Raw genomic sequence first — 17,594 nt, 5'->3', positions numbered from 1 at the left:
AAGGCGTCGATGAAGATGGTCCTCTTTGCCGTTCCGCGATAAATTTGCACGATGGTTACGCTACTCCATCCGCACCTGCAGACCTCTTCCCCTCACCGGGAAACGGCTGATCCTGCCCGGAAATGGTCCGCCGCGTCTTCTTCTCCGCTGCCGATGGCGACGTCGATATCATCCGCATCTGGAACCCAGGGCGAGACCGGGGCTGAACGCCCTCAATACACATCCCGGCAGTATCGTCGATCCGCCGCCAGCGCCTCCAGCCCCTCGGCCCCCAGCAGGTCGGTCAGCACCGTATGCACGCCGGCCGCCATGCCCTCCAGGCTGCCGCAGACATAGATCGCGGCCCCTTCACCCACCCACTCCGCCACATCATCCCCGGCCGCGGCCAGCAGGTGCTGGACATAGAGCGGCACCTCGCCATCGCGGGAGAAGGCGCGGTCCAGGCGGGTCAGGATGCCCGACGCCTGCCAGGCCGCCAGCTCGTCACCGAACAGGCTGTCATGGATGGCGGTGCGCTCGCCGAACAGCAGCCAGTTGCGCCCGTGGCCCCTGGCGGCACGGGCCTTCAGATGGGCGCGCAGGCCGGCGATGCCGGTACCATTGCCGATCAGGATCAGGGGCCGGTCATCCATGGGCGGGTGGAAGCCGACATTGCGGCGCAGGCGCAGGCGGATGGTGCCACCCAGCGACGCATGTTGCGTCAGCCAGCCCGACCCCAGGCCCAGCCGTCCGTCCGGCCCGGCCATCTGCCGCACGACCAGATCCAGGGTCCCGTCGGCGGGTAGCGAGGCGATGGAATATTCCCGGTGCGGCAGTGGCTCCATCCCCCCCGGCAGCGCCGTCTCCGCCAGCCAGTGTGACAGGGGCCGGGTCACGCCGCCCCGCGTCTCCGGCCGCTCCCCGCCCGCGGCTTCCAGTGCCTGGGCCACGAACTCGGGCGGGTTGCAGGGGCCAATCTCCGCAATGTCGCCGGCCTGCCAGTCAGCCGCCGCCGGCGGGGTCAGGCGCAGATGGAAGATGGGGGCGCCGGGGCTGCCCGGATTCAGGTGCCGGCGGTCGGTCAGCACCCAATCCTGGTAATCCGGCGCCTGCCAGTCGGGCAGATGCACATGGCCGGCCATCTGGCCCAGATGGTGCTGCCAATGGCGCAGGGCGCCGGCATCGCCATTATCGACCTCCACCAGATCGAACAAGGGTTCCGCCCCCTGCCGGCGCAGCCAGCCGTCCAGATCATGGCCGAAGGCGCAGTATCTGGCATATTCCCGGTCGCCCAGCGCCAGCAGACCATAGCGCAGGCCCGACAGGCCGGCGCCCCCACCCATCACCTTGCGCACGAAGCCGGCGGCATGGTCGGGCGCATCGCCCTCCCCCGTGGTGGAGACGATGAACAAGGCCTGTTTCAAGCCCGACAGACGGGCGGCGTCGATGCGGTCGATGGCTTCGGCCCAAGCCTTCTGACCGGCGGCCACCAAGCCGGCCACCGTATGGCGGGCCAGGGTTTCGGCAAAGCCGGTCTGGGTGGCATAGGCGACCAAGATGCCCTCACCCACCCCCGCCGGCCGGTGCCGGGCGGCATGGCGGCGGAAGATCAGAAGGCAGAACAGGCCATAGGCGGCCAGCACGGCCAATGCCCACAGGTAACGCTGACCCACGGGGTCCATCACGCCTCCTCCGCCACGACTGCCAGGGCCGGGGTCAGGGTCTCTTTGATGCCGGTGCCGTCGCGCCGGACGAGCAACGCCATGATCTGGCGCGCCGCCGCCCAGTCCCATCCCCGGTCGGGGCCCAGCACAGTCAAGGCCGTGGCCAGCACGTCGGCCATCATGCAATCGGCATGCAGCACCGTGACGGTGGCCAGATCGTCGGGCACGGGCCGGCCCGTGCGCGGGTCCAGGGAGTGCGACAGGCGCCGCCCGTCGCTCCCAAGGGTGAAGCGCCGGCTGTCGCCGCTGGTGGCCACGGCCCAATCATGCAGGGCGATGCGGGTGGGCAACCCGCCCGCCCGGCCATCACGGCCCAAGGCCTGTTCCAGGGACACCCACCAGGGGGTGGCATCCTGCCGGATGCCCCAGCCCCGCAATTCCCCGCCGATATCGACCAGATGGCTGACCACGCCACGCTCCGCCAGATAGCGGGAGACAAGGTCGACGGTATAGCCCTTGGCGATGGCGGAGAGATCCAGGCGCAGGCCGCCGGGCTGCCAGATGCGCCCATCCTCGATCCTGATGTCTCGCCAGCGCGGGCCCGACAGCAGGCCGGCGATGCACGCCGCATCCGGGGGTGTATCGACCGGCCCCGGCGGGCCGAAGCCCCAGGCATCGACCAGCCCGCCGATAGCCGGGTCATAGGCGCCGTCACTGTCCGCCGCCGCCGACAGGGCGGTGGACAGCACCGTGATCAGATCGGCATCGCCCGCCACCCAGCCCGGTTCTGCAGCGTTGTAACGGGAAAGGGTTGAGGCGGCGTCCCAATGGCTCATGGAGGCGGTGACCCGCTCCAGAATGGCGATAATCCCCCGGCGCAGGGCCAGCGGTTCCGGCCCCTTCGGCGCGATCACGGAAACGGACCAGTAGGTGCCCATGGTCGTGCCCGACAGCCGGACCACGGGGGCCGTGGCCGGTGGCAGTGCCGCCTCCGGCGCGTCGGCCGGCAGGATCAGGCGGATGGGATCGGTTCGGGGGGCGGTCTGCTGCATTATCGACGCCGCTTGGGGGCGACAGCCCCCCCAAGCCCTCGTCCTTACTGTGCCAGCACCTCGAACGTCGCGGTGTAGCTGGCGGAACGCTTGCTCGCCTGGGGCACGCTGGTCTTCTTATCCTCGGTCTGGGCGGTCATCCAGTACATGCCCGGCGTCGGCCAGGTGACGGTGAAGGCGCCGTCCTTGTCGGTCTTCACCTTGATCTCGCCCAGATCGTTGCGGTAGCGGATGCCGCCGGGGATGATGGTAACCTCCACATCCGGGGCCGGCTTGCCATCCAGCACCAGCTTGAAGCTGGCCTTCTCGCCCGCGAACAGGTCGTTCGGGTGGGTGACGGGGGACAGTTCCAACCCCTTGCCCGTGGGCTTCAGTACGGTGTCGGACGGCTTGCCCGAGGTGACGAAGAATTCCAGACGGCGGGCGCCTTCGGTGACCTGCAGCTTTTCGGCATTGGCCGGCACTTCCTTGGCGAAGGTCTCGGCCGTGCCGCGCCAGCGCTTGCGCTGGCCATTCTCCTCCCAGCTGGCCATGACGCCGCCACTGGCCACGGCCACCTTATAGGTGCCGGGCTGGGTCAGATGCACATCGAAGGTGGAACGGTACTTGCCCTGGGCCTGGTTTTCGGCTGCACCCGCGCTGCCGTCGGGCTGGATCACCGTCAGGCCATCCAGGCGCATGGCATTATGCTCGAAATAGAACAGGTCGTTGGACACGGCGGCGTCCACCGTGATCCACGGGTCCTGGCCCGACAGGACCGTGGCCGACGGCAGCATCCACTGCCGATGGGCGGCAGCGGGGGTGGCGATCGCGGCTGCCAAGGTCAGCGCCAGGGTGGCGCGGGTGAGAAGCGACTTCATCGGGGGCTCCTGCTTTATCTGTCGTTATCTGATAAGGGGATTGGGCGGGGCTCAGCCCTTCACTTCCACGGCGATGCGGCCCAGCTCGCTCTCGCCCTTGGCTTCGGTGGTGGCGGGCTTACCGTTCCAGTCGAACGGCACGCGGATCAACTCGCGCCCGCCCACCTCACGCGCAGCCTCGACCACCAGCGCATAGGTACCGGGCTTCAGATTGTTCAGCGGCGCCTTGGCGCTGTCCCAGGACAGGCGGTTCTCGCCCACCGGCAGGGTCGGGGCCGACACGCCATCCACCGGCATGGCCAGGTCGCGGCCTGACCGGCGCCACCATTGGCGCATGTCCTTCAGCCATTTGGTCCCCTCATTGTCGCGCATCTTCACGTCATAGCGGACGGTCAGGTTGGCGACGAACTGCTGGTCCGGCGTCTCGATCCAGGCGGCGACATAGGGGCGATGATATTCCGCCACCTCCAGCTTGGGGATCTCCACCGTCAAGGCCAGTTCGCCGGCCAGGGCCGGGGTGACGGCCAGGCCGGTCAGGGAAAGCGACAGAAGCGTGCGCATGGGTTTCGTCCTGAAAAGTTTCAGTGGATGAGAAGGATCAGCAGCAGCACAGGCGCCACCAGCCCCAGCCCGACCAGCGGCCAGGTGGTGGGCCGGTTGCCGGCATGCAGATGCAGCAGAAAAAGACCGGTGATGCAGAAGACCAGGCAGGCGACCGCAAAGATATCCAGGAACCAGGACCAGACCGTGCCCGTACCCCGACCCTTGTGCAGGTCGTTCAGGTAGGAGACCCAGCCCCGATCCGTCACCTCATGCAGGACGGCCCCATCCTGGCGGCCGATGGTGGCCCAGCCATCGCCACCCGGGCGCGGCAGGGCGATATACAGCTCGTCATCGGACCATTCCGGCACGCCGGCCGACACGTCGATGGACAATTCGTCCCGGAACCAGCCGTCGACCGCCGCCGGCACCGGTCCCTCGCCCACTTCCAGCGCCGGGCGCAAAGCGTCGGGCAGCACCGCCTTCACCGACACGGTCTTGGGCTTGGCCTCCACGATGCGGGCATTGTTCAGCGTGATGCCGGTGACGGCGAACAGCAGCATGCCCACCAGGCACAGGGCCGAACTGACCCAATGCCATTGGTGCAGATGCTTCAGCCAGAAGGCCCGCTTCCCCTGATCCACGCCCGATGCCATGTCCCCGCTTCACCCGCAATTGATAGCGGCTCGCAAGGAAGCATGATTGCGAGTTATTCGCAATAGCGAAACGGCGGGCGGGGTATTCGCAAATGGGGTGAAGGGTTTGGGGGGATGGGGCGTAGGGCATTCCACTTAAATATTGTCTACGCTCAGATAACAAGATATACATCTTATAGATATCGGAGAGGACTATGCTCAATAATCGAATCTACTCATTACTTATAGCTTTCCTGGCTTTCACGATCCCGGCAATTGGGCAGGAAACCTTACCATCCAGCACAGACGCTCTTTTAGGAGACAGGAAGGAAAATAAAGGAGGTGGAGTAAATGAAATTATTATCTCTATAAATGAATTAAATTCATCCAGAATAAATAATTTACATAATATAGTTTCTGCATTCTCAATATTAGATGATGAATGTGACTACGTAGCAAGTGAAAATGAAAAGAAAAAAACTACATGCCAGAAATTATTTGGTCTTTTAGATAACGCGATTATTAATGAACTACATTATGATAAAAAAAGATCAGAACTATTAATTACCTATGATGAATTGCTAATTATCAACAAAAAGTCATTAAGTGAAAATTTAGATGTTAATTCAGCAGAAAATTTATACAAAGCCTGGGTTTTTGAACATAGCAAATCCGTATTTAAAAGCCACAGAGAAAAATCTGACTTGATATTTTTCTTTGTTATTTCTCTATGCATTGTGGGAGTTTTATTTTCTTCTGTTCATTTTTTTATTGATGTCAGAAAAAATATTTCTCGGAAACTTGAATATCCTGTCGATGGTCATAAAAATCCAATAACCAAAGATACGGATGGAGAAAAAATAGAAAACAATAAAAATGAACACAAAGCAAAATTATCTATGTCTGGATTAGAGTTAAATTCATCTGCTATTGGTCTCACAATTTTCTTCATTACGATCGCATTTTTCTATCTATATCTCTCTTATGTCTACCCGATAAAGTAAAATCCTTCATCCCAACACCCTTTCCACCACGCCCTCCAGAATCGCCGTCGCCGCCACCAACTCGTCCAGCGGCACATATTCGTTCGCCTTGTGCCCCTGCCAACCGGCGCCGGGCCCGAAATTCACGATCTCGATGCCGTCATCGGCGAAGTAGCGGCCGTCGCTGGCGCCGGTGTCCTTCAGGAACTTGGCCGGCAAGCCCGTCACGGCTTCGATGGCGGCGCACAACGATGTGACCAGCGGCCCGTCATGCGGGGCACGGAAGCCGTTGGTGCCGGTCAGCAGGCGGCACGACAGATGCTCGGCCTCGGGATGGGCCGTCACCAAGGCTTCGATCTCCGCGAACGCATCCACCACCTTCTCTTCCGGCAGCAGGCGGCGGTCGATCTCCACGCGGGCCAGATTGGGCACGACATTGGTGTTCTCTCCACCGCGGAAGATGCCGACATTGAGGGTCGAATGCTGTTCCCCGACCTTGCGGTCGCGCAGCCGGTCGGTCATGACCGCGTCGACATGGGTGACCAGCCGCATCAGCCGCAGGATGGCATTGTCGCCGGCGGCCGGGTTGCCGGCATGGGCCGACAGACCGCGCGCCGTCAGTTCCACCCACATCACGCCGCGTTCCGCCGTGATCAACTGGTTCTCCGTCTGGGTGCCGACGACCAGCATGTCGGGCTTCACCGCCCCGATCTCGCGCAGGTAATAGGCGCCGTCCGGCCCCAGATTCTCCTCATCCCCGCAGAAGGTGAAGATGATGCGCCCGCGCGCCGGCCCGCCGCGCCGCGCCACCTGTTCGGCCAACCAGAGCTGGACCGCCATGGACCCTTTGCAATTGCCAGCCCCCAACCCGTGGACGCGGCCGTCAATGACTGTCGCCACCAGCGGGTCCGTCTCCCACGCCGCCCGTTCTCCGATCCCCACCGTGTCGGCATGGGCGTTGAACATCAGGCTGGGGCCGGGGGCGGCCCCGTCCCACTCCGCCACGACATTGGCGATCTGCGGCCGGTCACGGTGCAGGATCTGCACCCTGTATCCCGCCTCCTCTAGCCGGTCGGCGGCATAGGCGCAGATGGCGGCCGTGTCGCCCGGCGGAAAGGTGCTGGGGATGGCGATCAGGTCGGACAGGATGGAAAGCACGGGGTGGGTCATTGGTGGCCTGCTTGCGAACTTGTCTATTATCGCCTTCCCGGCGGACGCCGGGACCCAGGGGCCAAATGCCCGACCGTTCGGCAGCTTTGAAAGCTGCGGAGAGGTTTGATCCTATGCCCCCTGGGTCCCGGCTTTCGCCGGGAAGGCGTGGAAATAAGAAAGAGGACTGTGTCCCTCACCCCGCCAGTCGCGCCAGCGTTTCCGCCAGCACGGCGGCACCGGCATGGCAATGCTCCGGCGAGGCATATTCCACTTCATTGTGGCTGATCCCGTCCTTGCAGGGGATGAAGATCATGCCGGTGGGGCAGCGGGGCGCCATGAACTTGGCGTCGTGGTTGGCGCCGGACGGCATGTCGCGGTTGGCATAGCCCAGGCCCACCGCCGCGTCACGCACGGCATTGATCACCGTCGGGTCGAAATCCACCGGTGCCGTGGTGGATGTCTCCTTGACCAGCACCGCACACGGCCCGGCCAGCCCGTACAGCAGCGGCGCCACCTGGTCCCCGCGCTCCTTCACCAGGTCTGCGTCGGGATGGCGGAAATCGATGGTGAAGATCACCTTGCCCGGCACGGTGTTGGGCGATCCGGGCAGCACCTCGAACCGGCCGAAGGTGCAGCGGATCACATCGTCCGGGTCATGCATCAACTCGTTCAGGGCATTGACCATCTTCAGGGCCGTCTGGAACGCATCCTTGCGGCTCCCGTGCGGCGTAGTGCCGGCATGCGCTTCCTGGCCCGTCACCTCCACCTGGAACCAACGGCTGCCCTGGATGCCCTCCACCACGCCGATGATCTTGTCCTCGGCTTCGAGCCGCGGGCCTTGCTCGATATGCGCCTCGACATAGGCGGCGGCGGGAGAGCCGAAATCGCGTACCGGCATGTCGGGCGCCAGCGACAGGGTTTCGGCCAGCGCGTCGCGCACAGCAATACCCTTCGCGTCGGTGCAGGCCAGCACCATCTCCAGGTCCATCTTTCCGGCGAACAGGGCCGATCCCATGCAATAGGGCTGGAAGCGCGAGCCTTCCTCATTGGTCCAAGCCACGACCTCCACCGGATGCTTTGTCACAGCCCCCGCATCCTCCAGCGCCTCCAGCACCTCGAACCCGGCCAGCACGCCATAGACGCCGTCATAGCGCCCGCCCGTGGGCTGGCTGTCCAGATGGCTGCCGGTCATGATGGGCGCCAGGGTCGGGTCGGCGCCTTCGCGCCGGACATAGAGATTGCCGATCGGGTCGGTGGAAACCGAAAACCCGCGCGCCGTGGCCCAGGATGTCAGCAGCGCGCGGGCCTGGCCATCCTCGCGGGATAGCGCCTGACGGTTCACGCCCCCCTTCTCCGTCGCACCGATCTTCGCCATATCGGCCAGCCGTTGCGCCAGCCGTTCCTGGCTGACATAGGCTGCGATGGAACCGAAGGGCCGGTTGCTGGGATGGGTCATAAGCGGGGAATCCCTGTTGGTGATTGGTTGTTGCCGGGGCTCTTTTCGCCCCCCGAACAAAATGTTGCACCGCATCAATATTCTGTAAAGCGACTTGACAGGGGGCGTTTCCTGTTCTGCCATGCTTTCTTTTGAAGCGAATGGAACAGGGATGAGCGACAGCGTCCGTTTCGTGCACCGGGGTCAGGTGGTAACCCTGTCCGATGTTCCGCCCACCCGCACCGTGCTGGATTACCTGCGCGAGGACAGGGCGGCGCGCGGCACCAAGGAAGGCTGCAACGAGGGCGATTGCGGCGCCTGCACCATCGTGCTGGGCACGCGGGTCGGCGTGCTGGGCATGCCGGAGGCGGAAAGCATCCAGTACCGCGCCGTCAATGCCTGCATCCTGTTCGTCACGGCGCTGGACGGCAAGGAACTGGTGACGGTGGAGGATCTGGCCGGGCCCGACGGCACGCTGCACCCCATCCAGCAGGCCATGGTCGACCATCATGGCAGCCAGTGCGGCTTCTGCACGCCCGGCTTCGTCATGTCGCTGTTCGCGCTTTATCATGGGGAGGCGGCGCCCGACCGCACCCGCATCGACGCCGCCTTGGCCGGCAACCTGTGCCGCTGCACCGGCTATCGCCCCATCGTGCAGGCGGCGCGCGAGATGGGCCGGGAGCCCGACGCCTTCACCGTCAGGATGACGGAAACACTGGTTTTACTGCGCAGCATGGAGCGCGGCACGATGCTGGCCCATCCGGACGGAAAGGCCTTTGCACCCACCACGGCGGATCAATTGGCCGATCTGCTGCTGACCCACCCGAACGCGACCCTGGTCGCCGGTGGTACCGATGTCGGCCTGTGGGTGACCAAGCATTTGCGCGACCTGGGCACGATCATCCATATCGGCGGCGTCCGCGATCTGGCCCGCATCAGCCAGACCAAGGGGTTCGTGACCATCGGGGCGGCGGCCACTGTGACCGACGCGGCGGCGGCCCTGGCGCCCCTGTATCCTGATCTGGGTGAGTTGTTCCGTCGCTACGGGTCCGAACAGGTGCGCAATTCGGCGACGCTGGGCGGCAACATCGCCAATGGCTCCCCCATCGGCGACAGCATGCCGGCCCTGATCGCGCTGGGCGCGCGGCTGGTGCTGCGGCAAGGCAACATCATCAGGGAGATGGCGCTGGAAGATTTCTTCCTGGCCTATCGCAAGACCGCCCTGCAGCAGGCCGAGTTCGTGGCCGCCATCCGCGTGCCGGAACCGGCTGAGGACCATATCTTCGCCTGCTACAAGATTTCCAAGCGCTTCGACCAGGATATCTCCGCCGTCGTGGCCGGCTTCGGCCTGACCATCCGCGACGGGATCGTCACGGAAGCGCGGCTGGCCTATGGCGGCATGGCCGGTACGCCCAAGCGGGCGGGCGCCGCCGAGGCCGCCCTGATCGGCCGCCCCTTCGACGCCGCGTCCGCCCAGGCGGCGGCAACCGCCCTGTCGCAGGATTTCCAGCCCTTGAGCGACATGCGGGCCAGTGCCGATTACCGCCTGACCGTGGCCGGCAACCTGATCCTGAAATGGCAGATGGAGCAGGGCCTGCCGCTGACCGCCACCCGCGTCCCCACCTTCACGCAGGTTGTGGCCAAGACGATTGGGGGTCCGGCATGAGCCCGCGTCCCCCCCGCGCCGCCAAACCCATCCCCTTCCCCGCCGTGCATCGCGACATCCGTCATGACAGCGCGCCGCTGCATGTGACGGGCACGGCCCGCTATGTCGATGATGTGCCGGACGCGGCCGGCCTGCTGCATGTGGCGCTGGGGCAGAGTGCGAAGGCCCATGCCCGCATCCTGTCCATGGACCTGTCGGCGGTGCGGGCCTATCCCGGTGTCGTCGCGGTGCTGACGGCCGCCGACATTCCCGGCATGAACGATGTCGGCCCCGTGGTGGCCGACGATCCGATCTTCGCGGAAAGCCTGGTCGAATATGTCGGCCAGTGCCTGTTCGCCGTGGCCGCCGAGACAAGGCTGGCGGCGCGCGCCGCCGCCCGGCTGGCCAGGGTGGACTATGCGGAATTGCCGGCGATCATCAGTATCGCCGATGCCCGCGCCGCCGACAGCCATATCCTGCCGCCCAAGCGGGTGGAACGCGGTGATCCGGACGGCACCTTGGCGACGGCCCCGCACACGCTGTCCGGCCATCTCGCCATGGGCGGGCAGGATCATTTCTACCTGGAGGGCCAGATTTCGCTGGCCACGCCGGGGGAGGATGGCGACATGCACATCCTCTGTTCCACCCAGCACCCGTCGGAGGTGCAGCATCTGGTGGCGCGTGCGCTGGGCCGCCCCGACCATAATGTGGTGGTGGAGGTGCGGCGCATGGGTGGCGGCTTCGGCGGCAAGGAAACCCAGGCCAGCCTGTTCGCCGCCTGCGCGGCCCTGTTCGCCGACCGCACCGGCCGCCCGGCCAAGCTGCGCCTGGACCGTGACGACGACATGGTGATGACCGGCAAGCGCCATGATTTCGAGGTGGCGTATAAAGCCGGCTTCGATGATGAAGGCCGCATCCTGGCGCTGGATATCGTGCTGGAAAGCCGTTGCGGCATGTCCACCGACCTGTCGGGCGCCATCAATGACCGCGCCATCTTCCATGCCGACAATTGCTATCACCTGCCCAATGTCCGCATCACCTCCTACCGCTATAAGACGCATACCGTGTCCAACACCGCCTTTCGCGGTTTCGGCGGACCCCAGGGCATGCTGGCCATCGAGGGGGTGGTGGACGATATCGCCCGCCATCTGGGCCTGGACCCGCTTGCCGTCCGGCGCGTGAATTTCTATGGCGGACCGGGACGTGACGTGACGCCCTATGGCATGAAGGTGGCGGATTTCATCGCCGACAGCCTGATCGACCGGCTGGAAACATCGTCGCACTATCAGGCGCGCCGGACCGCCATCGCCGCGTTCAACGCCGCCAGCCCGGTACTGAAACGTGGCATCGCGCTGACCCCGGTGAAATTCGGTATTTCCTTCACCACCAGCTTCCTGAACCAGGCCGGCGCCCTCGTGCATCTCTATACCGACGGGTCGGTGCTGCTGAACCATGGCGGCACGGAAATGGGCCAGGGGCTTTACACGAAAGTCGCCCAGGTGGTGGCCGATGTCTTCGGCATCGGGCTGGATCGGGTGCGGATCAGCGCCACGCGCACCGACAAGGTGCCCAACACGTCGGCCACCGCTGCGTCCGCCGGGGCCGACCTGAACGGCATGGCCGCGTTCAACGCCGCCCGCACCATCCGCGACCGGCTGGCGGCGTTCCAGGCGGCGCGCTGGAGCGTGGAACCGGGGGATCTGTCCTTCGCCAACGGCTTCGTCACGGCCGGGGAGCGGGCCATCGGGTTCGAAGAGCTGGCGCGTCAGGCCTATCTGGCGCGTGTGTCGCTGTCCGCCACCGGCTTCTACGCCACGCCGAAGATTGATGTGGACAAGGAGACCCTGATCGGTCGGCCCTTCTATTATTTCGCCTATGGTGCTGCCGTTTCCGAAGTGGTGATCGACACGGCAACGGGGGAGACCAAGCTGCTGGGCGTGGACATTCTGCATGATTGCGGCACGTCCCTGAACCCGGTGCTGGACCAGGGACAGGTGGAAGGTGGCTATATCCAGGGCATGGGCTGGCTGACCATGGAGGAACTGGTGTTCGATGCGGACGGCCGGCTGCGCACCCATGCCCCCAGCACCTACAAGATCCCCGGCTGCGGCGACATGCCGGAGCATTTCAAGGTCGACCTGATCAACCAGCCGAACAGCGAGGAGACCATCCACCGGTCCAAGGCGGTGGGGGAGCCGCCCTTGATGCTGGCCATCTCCGCCTATCACGCCATCAAGGATGCGGTGGCGGCGGCCGGTGGCAAGGGCGCGGTGAGACTGGACGCGCCGGCCACGCCGGAACGGGTGCTGATGGCCGTGCGCGCCCGACAGGGGCGGGTGCCATGAGCCATGAATGGATCCAGGCCCTGGCCGATTGCGTGCGCGATGGCCGGCCCGCCATCTTGGTGACGGTGACAGAGGTTGCCGGCTCCGCCCCCCGCACGGCGGGGACCAAGATGGTGGTCACCGCCGACACATTGCACGGCACGATCGGCGGCGGGGCGCTGGAGTTCACCGCCATCGAGACGGCCCGCGCTCTGCTGGATGGCGAAGTAACGGAATTACACATACAGTCATATGCCTTGGGACCTTCATTGGGCCAGTGCTGCGGCGGGCGCGTATCGCTGCTGTTCGAACCGGTGCGCCCGCCCGCCCTGCGTGTCCTTTTGTTCGGGGCCGGCCATGTCGCCAAGGCGCTGGTCGCCATCCTGGGCGCCCTGCCCGCCCGCGTCACCTGGGTGGACAACCGGGCCGACCAGTTCCCGGCATCCCTGCCCGCCAATGTGACGGCGATGGTGGTGGAGGAGCCGGAAACGAAGCTGAGCCCTGGCCATAGCCATGTCCTGGTCATGACCCATGACCATGCCCTGGACTACCGGATTGTCAAAAAGGCCCTTGGCCTGCCTGCGATCCCCTTTGTGGGCGTCATCGGGTCGGATACCAAGCGCGCCCGTTTCGCGTCGCGCCTGCGCGCCGACGGGCTGGACCCCGCCCGCGTCACCTGTCCCATCGGTCTGCCCGGCCTGTCCGGCAAGCATCCCGGCGAAATCGCGGTGGCGGTGGCGGCGCAGCTGCTGTCCTTCACCGCTCCACCACCGGCCACCCCATCCGAAAGCGCTACCGCCAACAACTGTACCGGCTGCACCACGCCCTGCGATCCCGGCCGGCCATGATAAATTGTGAATTCATAAAATTGATTTCGTTATTCGACGCATGGCTAAAGGCCTGTACGTAGTGAAATTACCGACATAAGCTTTATCCAGAAACAGACCACCGGCCCATCGGGACCGGCGGCATTGTTGGGGGAAGCGAGCGAACAAGGCAACCATGACGGTCGAATATGCCGTCCGGCTTTGTGAGGATCGCGATGAAGAATGTCATTTCTGCTTTGATCCTTTCCACCCTGTCTCTGCTGTGTGTTGGCCCCGCCTTGGCCGATATGGCGGCATTGAGTGCCGTCTGCGGCGGTCTGCCCGCCACCCCGTCGGTGGTGAAGGGCGATAGTGCCGATGAGACGGCGATGCGGACCTATGGCACCGGCATGCGCCAGTATACGGGCAACCTGATGACTTATCTGAACTGCCTGGACGACCATCCTGCATCCGCCGCCGACATGTCCTCGGCCCAGTATCGCCGCACCGTCATCGCCCATCGCCAGCAGGTGGTGGACCAACTGGAACAATCCATCAGCCGCTTCAATACTGAATTGCGGGAGTTCCGTTCGCGTCAGGCGCAGGTGGCGGCCGTGCCCTGAGGGGCTTTCCTGTTCCCTCAGATGCCGGGCGCCGCCATCCGGCGGCTTGGCTTACGCCGCACGTGCGGCGCGGCGGCAGTCGCCGCCGAAGCGGCTTCCGATAAGCCGGAAGCCGCTCGCTAGGGTGGCGGAAATCCCTTCGCCACCCGGCAGTCATTTTATCATATTATCTTACTAATATGCTGATCTCCGCTCCGATTATGGTTAGGATGCGCACCGTCGCATCACGACCAACATGCTGGGGAGGAAATAAGCATGAAGGGTTTGCATCGTAGCCTGGCGCTGTGCCTGGGCCTGATGGCCACTACACCCGCCTGGGGACCCGCCTGGGGCCAGGACGCCACCATCACCGTCAATGCCGCGCAGCCGGGCCCGGTGCTGGCCCCGGAAATCCAGGGCCAGTTCGCCGAACATCTGGGCCGTCTGATCTATGAGGGCATCTGGGTCGGCGAGAAATCATCCATCCCCAACACCAAGGGCTTCCGCAAAGATGTGGTGGAAGCGCTGAAGGCCATCCGCGTGCCGCTGATCCGCTGGCCCGGCGGCTGCTTCGCCGATGAATATAAGTGGCGCGAAGGCATCGGCCCGCGCAACAAGCGCCCCGTGTCGGTTAATACCAACTGGGGTGGGGTGGAGGATCACAATGAATTCGGTACCCATGAATTCATGGATTTCTCCGAACTGGTCGGTGCCAAGACCTATGTGAACGGCAATATCGGCACCGGTTCGGCACGGGAGATGGCGGAATGGGTCGAGTATATGACCAGCCCGTCCAAATCCACCCTGGCGGAGGAGCGCCGCAAGAACGGCCGCGACAAGCCCTGGACCCTGGACTGGTTCGCCATCGGCAACGAGACCTGGGGCTGCGGTGGCGGCATGCGGCCGGAATATTACACCGACCTGCTGCGCCATACCCGCACCTTCATCAAGCCGGGCCCCGGCCAGCCCACCAAGATCATCGCCAGCGGCGCCAATTCCGACGATCTGAAATGGACGGAAACGGTGATGGCCGGGGCGGCAAAGCATGTGCATGCGTTGAGCCTTCATCATTATGCCCTGCCGTCGTTCGGGCGCGCCACAAGGGGCACCTGGAAGGACAAAGGCTCGGCCACCGACTTCACCGAAAGTGACTGGTTCGCGTTGATGGTGACGGCCTGGCAGATGGACGACCTGATCACCAAGCACAGCGCGGTCATGGACAGGTACGATCCGCAGAAGAAGGTGGCGCTGATCGTCGATGAATGGGGCAACTGGTTCGACCCGACGCCGGGCACCAATCCGGGTTTCCTGGAACAGCAGAATACCCTGCGCGATGCGGTGACCACCGCCATTAACCTGAACATCTTCCACAAGCATGGCGAACGCGTGCGGATGACCAACATCGCGCAGATGGTCAATGTGCTCCAGGCCCTGATCCTGACCGACGGGCCGAAGATGCTGCTGACCCCCACCTATCATGTCTTCGACATGTACAAGGATTTCCAGGGCGCCACGCAGTTCCCGGTCACGGTGACCGGGGCCCGCTATGAATGGGCCGAACGCAGCCTGCCGTCGGTCAGCGCATCCGCCGCCCGCGCCAAGGACGGCACCATCCTGGTGGCGCTGACCAATATCGACCCCAACAAGCCGGTGACCACCGACATCCGCCTGGATGGGGTGACGCCGGCCGGCGTGACGGGCCGCGTGCTGACCGCATCGACGATGAACGCCCATAACAGCTTCGCCCAGCCGGACGCGGTGAAGCCGGCTTCGTTCACCGGTGCGGCGCTGAACGGCTCCACCCTGTCGGTGACCCTGCCTGCCAAGTCGGTGGTTGTGCTGACGGTAAAGTGAGGTACGGGGGATGAGAAAAGGGCCGCTCCGGCGACGGGGCGGCCCTTTATCTGCGTGAAAGGGGAGCGCTTCTACAGCCCCTTCACCACCACCGGCTTCACCTCCGCCTGCGCCAGGCGGTTGCGCAAGGGCAGACCGAACGGAGCGGCCTCCACCTCGAACACGTCGTCCGGCTGGGTCTGGAATCCGTCGCTGAAGGACAGGGTGGCCGTGCCGAAATAATGCACATGCACGTCGCCCGGCCGGCGGAAGCCATCATACTTGAAGTGGTGATATTCCAGGTTGGCCAGCGTATGGGACATGTTCGCCTCTCCCGACAGGAAGGGCTTTTCCCACACGACCTTGCCGTCGCGTCGGATGCGGGTGGCGCCGCGGATATCGGCCGGTAGCTCGCCCAGCAGCAGTTCCGGGCCGATGGCGCAGACGCGTAGCTTGGAATGGGCCAGATAGAGATAATTCTGCCGCTCCGTCACATGGTCGGAGAATTCATTGCCCAGGGCATAGCCGACGCGGAACACGGTGCCGTCCGGCCCCACGATATACAGGCCCGCGATCTCCGGCTCCTCCCCGCCATCCAGCGCGAAGAACGGGGAAACCAGATCGCCATCAGGCCGGGCCAGGATGGACCCGTCGCCCTTGTAGAACCATTCCGGCTGCACGCCGACCTCGCCCGCTGCCGGCTTGCCACCCTCCAGGCCCATGCGGAACATCCGCATCGAATCGGTCTGCTTGGCCGGATCGGACAGATCCTTGTGCATCTTGTCGCGGCCCTCGGCCGAACCCAGATGCGTCAGGCCGGTGCCGGCCACCAGCAGATGGGCATCGTCGGGATGGTCCAGCGGCGCCAGCACCCGTCCTTCAGCCAGCGCCTCGACCAGGTCGACCTCCTCCCCCGTAGCATTGGCACGGGCCAGGGCCAGCAATTCCACGCCCTCGACGATGGCCTTAAGCGCCAGTTCATAGGTGGTGGACGCCCCCAGCAGGCGGCGCGCCGGCGCCTCGTCCTGGCGCAGGGCCACGGCCCGCTTGCCCTGCTTGTCGACATATTGGGTCAGACGCCACACCATCGGGCTCACTCCTTGGGATTTCGTTGTATCGTTCTTCCGGGTCCGGAACGCGCCGGCATTTTGGCGCTGGACTAAATGATATTATAATACTAATCATCTTTTCCAAGGAGAATTGGCGGGGCGGCCTTGCATCAAGGTCAGTCCGGGCCACCAGGGATGGACCAGGAAGAGGGCGTGATGAAGGGTTTCGCAAAATACGGGGCCATGGCCCTGATGCTGGCCGCCATGACCGGCTGCGGCGACAAGGGCAATGCCGACAAGGCGGCGGATGGCGCGGCCAAGGCCGGCGCCCTGACCATCGGTTTCTCCCAGATCGGGTCGGAATCCGGCTGGCGCGCGGCGGAAACCAAGCTGGCGCGCAGCGGCGCGGAAGCCCGCGGCATCAACCTGAAGATTTCCGACGCGCAGCAGCAGCAGGCCAACCAGATCAAGGCCATCCGGTCCTTCATCGCCCAGGGCGTGGACGCCATCCTGCTGGCACCCGTCATCTCGTCGGGCTGGGATGAGGTGCTGGGCGAGGCCAGGGCCGCCAAGATCCCCGTGGTGCTGCTGGACCGCCAGATCGATACCGCCGATGCCGACCTGTATTTGTCCGCCGTGACGTCCGACACGGTGGAGGAAGGGCGCGTCGCCGGGCGCTGGCTGGTTTCGACGCTGGCGGGCCGCGATTGCCGCGTGGTGGAGCTGCAGGGCACCATCGGCGCCTCCCTGGTCGCCAACCGCAAGAAAGGCTTCGAGGAAGGCATTGCCACCGCTGCCAATGTCCAGCTGGTCCGCACCCAGTCCGGTGAATTCACCCGCGCCAAGGGCAAGGAGGTGATGGAGGGCTTCATCAAGGCCGAAGCACCCGGCAGCATCTGCGCCGTCTATGCCCACAATGACGACATGATGATCGGCGCCATCCAGGCCATGAAGGAAGCCGGTTTGAAGCCCGGCACCGACATCCTGGCCGTGTCCATCGACGCCGTGCCCGACATATTCAAGGCCATGGCCGAT

Annotated in this window: 15 protein-coding genes; 7 read left to right on the top strand and 8 right to left on the bottom strand. The window is 64.5% G+C overall.

Annotated elements, in window-relative coordinates; translation table 11 throughout:
* Positions 1-212: 212 nt before the first annotated feature.
* Genes AC1Q7F_RS13770 through AC1Q7F_RS13750 form a run of 5 tightly spaced genes read right to left on the bottom strand, consistent with a single transcriptional unit; the run spans position 213 to position 4,751 of the window.
* Positions 213-1,661, bottom strand: a complete 1,449-nt coding sequence (locus tag AC1Q7F_RS13770; RefSeq protein WP_492507709.1) for a sulfite reductase subunit alpha — start codon at positions 1,659-1,661, stop codon at positions 213-215.
* Positions 1,661-2,695, bottom strand: coding sequence for an FAD:protein FMN transferase (locus tag AC1Q7F_RS13765; protein ID WP_492507707.1), 1,035 nt, complete (start codon positions 2,693-2,695; stop codon positions 1,661-1,663). The genes AC1Q7F_RS13770 and AC1Q7F_RS13765 overlap by 1 nt, the downstream gene beginning before the upstream one ends.
* Before the next feature lie 44 nt (positions 2,696-2,739).
* On the bottom strand, positions 2,740-3,555 hold the full coding sequence (locus AC1Q7F_RS13760; protein WP_492507705.1) for a DUF4198 domain-containing protein: 816 nt from the start codon (positions 3,553-3,555) through the stop codon (positions 2,740-2,742).
* Between the two features lie 51 nt (positions 3,556-3,606).
* On the bottom strand, positions 3,607-4,116 hold the full coding sequence (locus AC1Q7F_RS13755) for a DUF2271 domain-containing protein (protein ID WP_492507703.1): 510 nt from the start codon (positions 4,114-4,116) through the stop codon (positions 3,607-3,609).
* A gap of 20 nt (positions 4,117-4,136) precedes the next feature.
* Positions 4,137-4,751, bottom strand: a complete 615-nt coding sequence (locus tag AC1Q7F_RS13750) for a PepSY-associated TM helix domain-containing protein (RefSeq protein WP_492507701.1) — start codon at positions 4,749-4,751, stop codon at positions 4,137-4,139.
* A 194-nt stretch (positions 4,752-4,945) separates the two neighbouring features.
* Between AC1Q7F_RS13750 and AC1Q7F_RS13745 the strand changes: the two genes are divergently transcribed.
* Positions 4,946-5,734: a hypothetical protein gene (locus AC1Q7F_RS13745; RefSeq protein WP_492507699.1), complete on the top strand. Its 789-nt coding sequence runs from the start codon at positions 4,946-4,948 to the stop codon at positions 5,732-5,734.
* A gap of 6 nt (positions 5,735-5,740) precedes the next feature.
* Here the strand turns inward: AC1Q7F_RS13745 and AC1Q7F_RS13740 are convergent, their stop codons facing one another.
* Positions 5,741-6,883 (bottom strand): M20 family metallopeptidase, encoded by a 1,143-nt coding sequence (locus AC1Q7F_RS13740; RefSeq protein ID WP_492507697.1) that lies wholly within the window; start codon positions 6,881-6,883, stop codon positions 5,741-5,743.
* Positions 6,884-7,058: 175 nt separating this feature from the next.
* Positions 7,059-8,321 (bottom strand): Zn-dependent hydrolase, encoded by a 1,263-nt coding sequence (locus AC1Q7F_RS13735; protein ID WP_492507695.1) that lies wholly within the window; start codon positions 8,319-8,321, stop codon positions 7,059-7,061.
* A gap of 151 nt (positions 8,322-8,472) precedes the next feature.
* On the opposite strand from AC1Q7F_RS13735, the gene xdhA reads away from it, so the two are divergent.
* From xdhA to AC1Q7F_RS13710, 5 genes are all read left to right on the top strand, one after another.
* On the top strand, positions 8,473-9,966 hold the full coding sequence (gene xdhA, locus AC1Q7F_RS13730) for a xanthine dehydrogenase small subunit (RefSeq protein ID WP_492507693.1): 1,494 nt from the start codon (positions 8,473-8,475) through the stop codon (positions 9,964-9,966).
* Positions 9,963-12,290, top strand: coding sequence for a xanthine dehydrogenase molybdopterin binding subunit (gene xdhB, locus AC1Q7F_RS13725; protein WP_492507691.1), 2,328 nt, complete (start codon positions 9,963-9,965; stop codon positions 12,288-12,290). The genes xdhA and xdhB overlap by 4 nt, the downstream gene beginning before the upstream one ends.
* A complete protein-coding gene (gene xdhC, locus AC1Q7F_RS13720) occupies positions 12,287-13,117 on the top strand; it encodes a xanthine dehydrogenase accessory protein XdhC (protein WP_492507689.1) in 831 nt (276 codons plus the stop codon). The genes xdhB and xdhC overlap by 4 nt, the downstream gene beginning before the upstream one ends.
* Positions 13,118-13,311: 194 nt before the next feature.
* Positions 13,312-13,698 carry a hypothetical protein gene (locus AC1Q7F_RS13715; protein ID WP_492507687.1) on the top strand — a complete coding sequence of 129 codons (387 nt, stop codon included), beginning with the start codon at positions 13,312-13,314 and terminating at the stop codon, positions 13,696-13,698.
* Positions 13,699-13,953: 255 nt separating this feature from the next.
* On the top strand, positions 13,954-15,531 hold the full coding sequence (locus tag AC1Q7F_RS13710) for an alpha-N-arabinofuranosidase (RefSeq protein ID WP_492507685.1): 1,578 nt from the start codon (positions 13,954-13,956) through the stop codon (positions 15,529-15,531).
* Between the two features lie 71 nt (positions 15,532-15,602).
* On the opposite strand, the gene araD1 is transcribed toward AC1Q7F_RS13710, so the two are convergent.
* Positions 15,603-16,598 carry an AraD1 family protein gene (gene araD1, locus AC1Q7F_RS13705; protein ID WP_492507683.1) on the bottom strand — a complete coding sequence of 332 codons (996 nt, stop codon included), beginning with the start codon at positions 16,596-16,598 and terminating at the stop codon, positions 15,603-15,605.
* A 177-nt stretch (positions 16,599-16,775) separates the two neighbouring features.
* Between araD1 and AC1Q7F_RS13700 the strand changes: the two genes are divergently transcribed.
* Positions 16,776-17,594: ABC transporter substrate-binding protein (locus AC1Q7F_RS13700; protein ID WP_492507681.1), on the top strand; the 819-nt coding region annotated here is incomplete at its 3' end.

The sequence above is a fragment of the Niveispirillum sp. GW835-FHT14G11 genome, assembly GCF_058793615.1.
The sequence above is the reverse complement of the archived record's forward strand: the minus strand, read 5'-3'. Positions and strand labels throughout refer to the sequence as shown.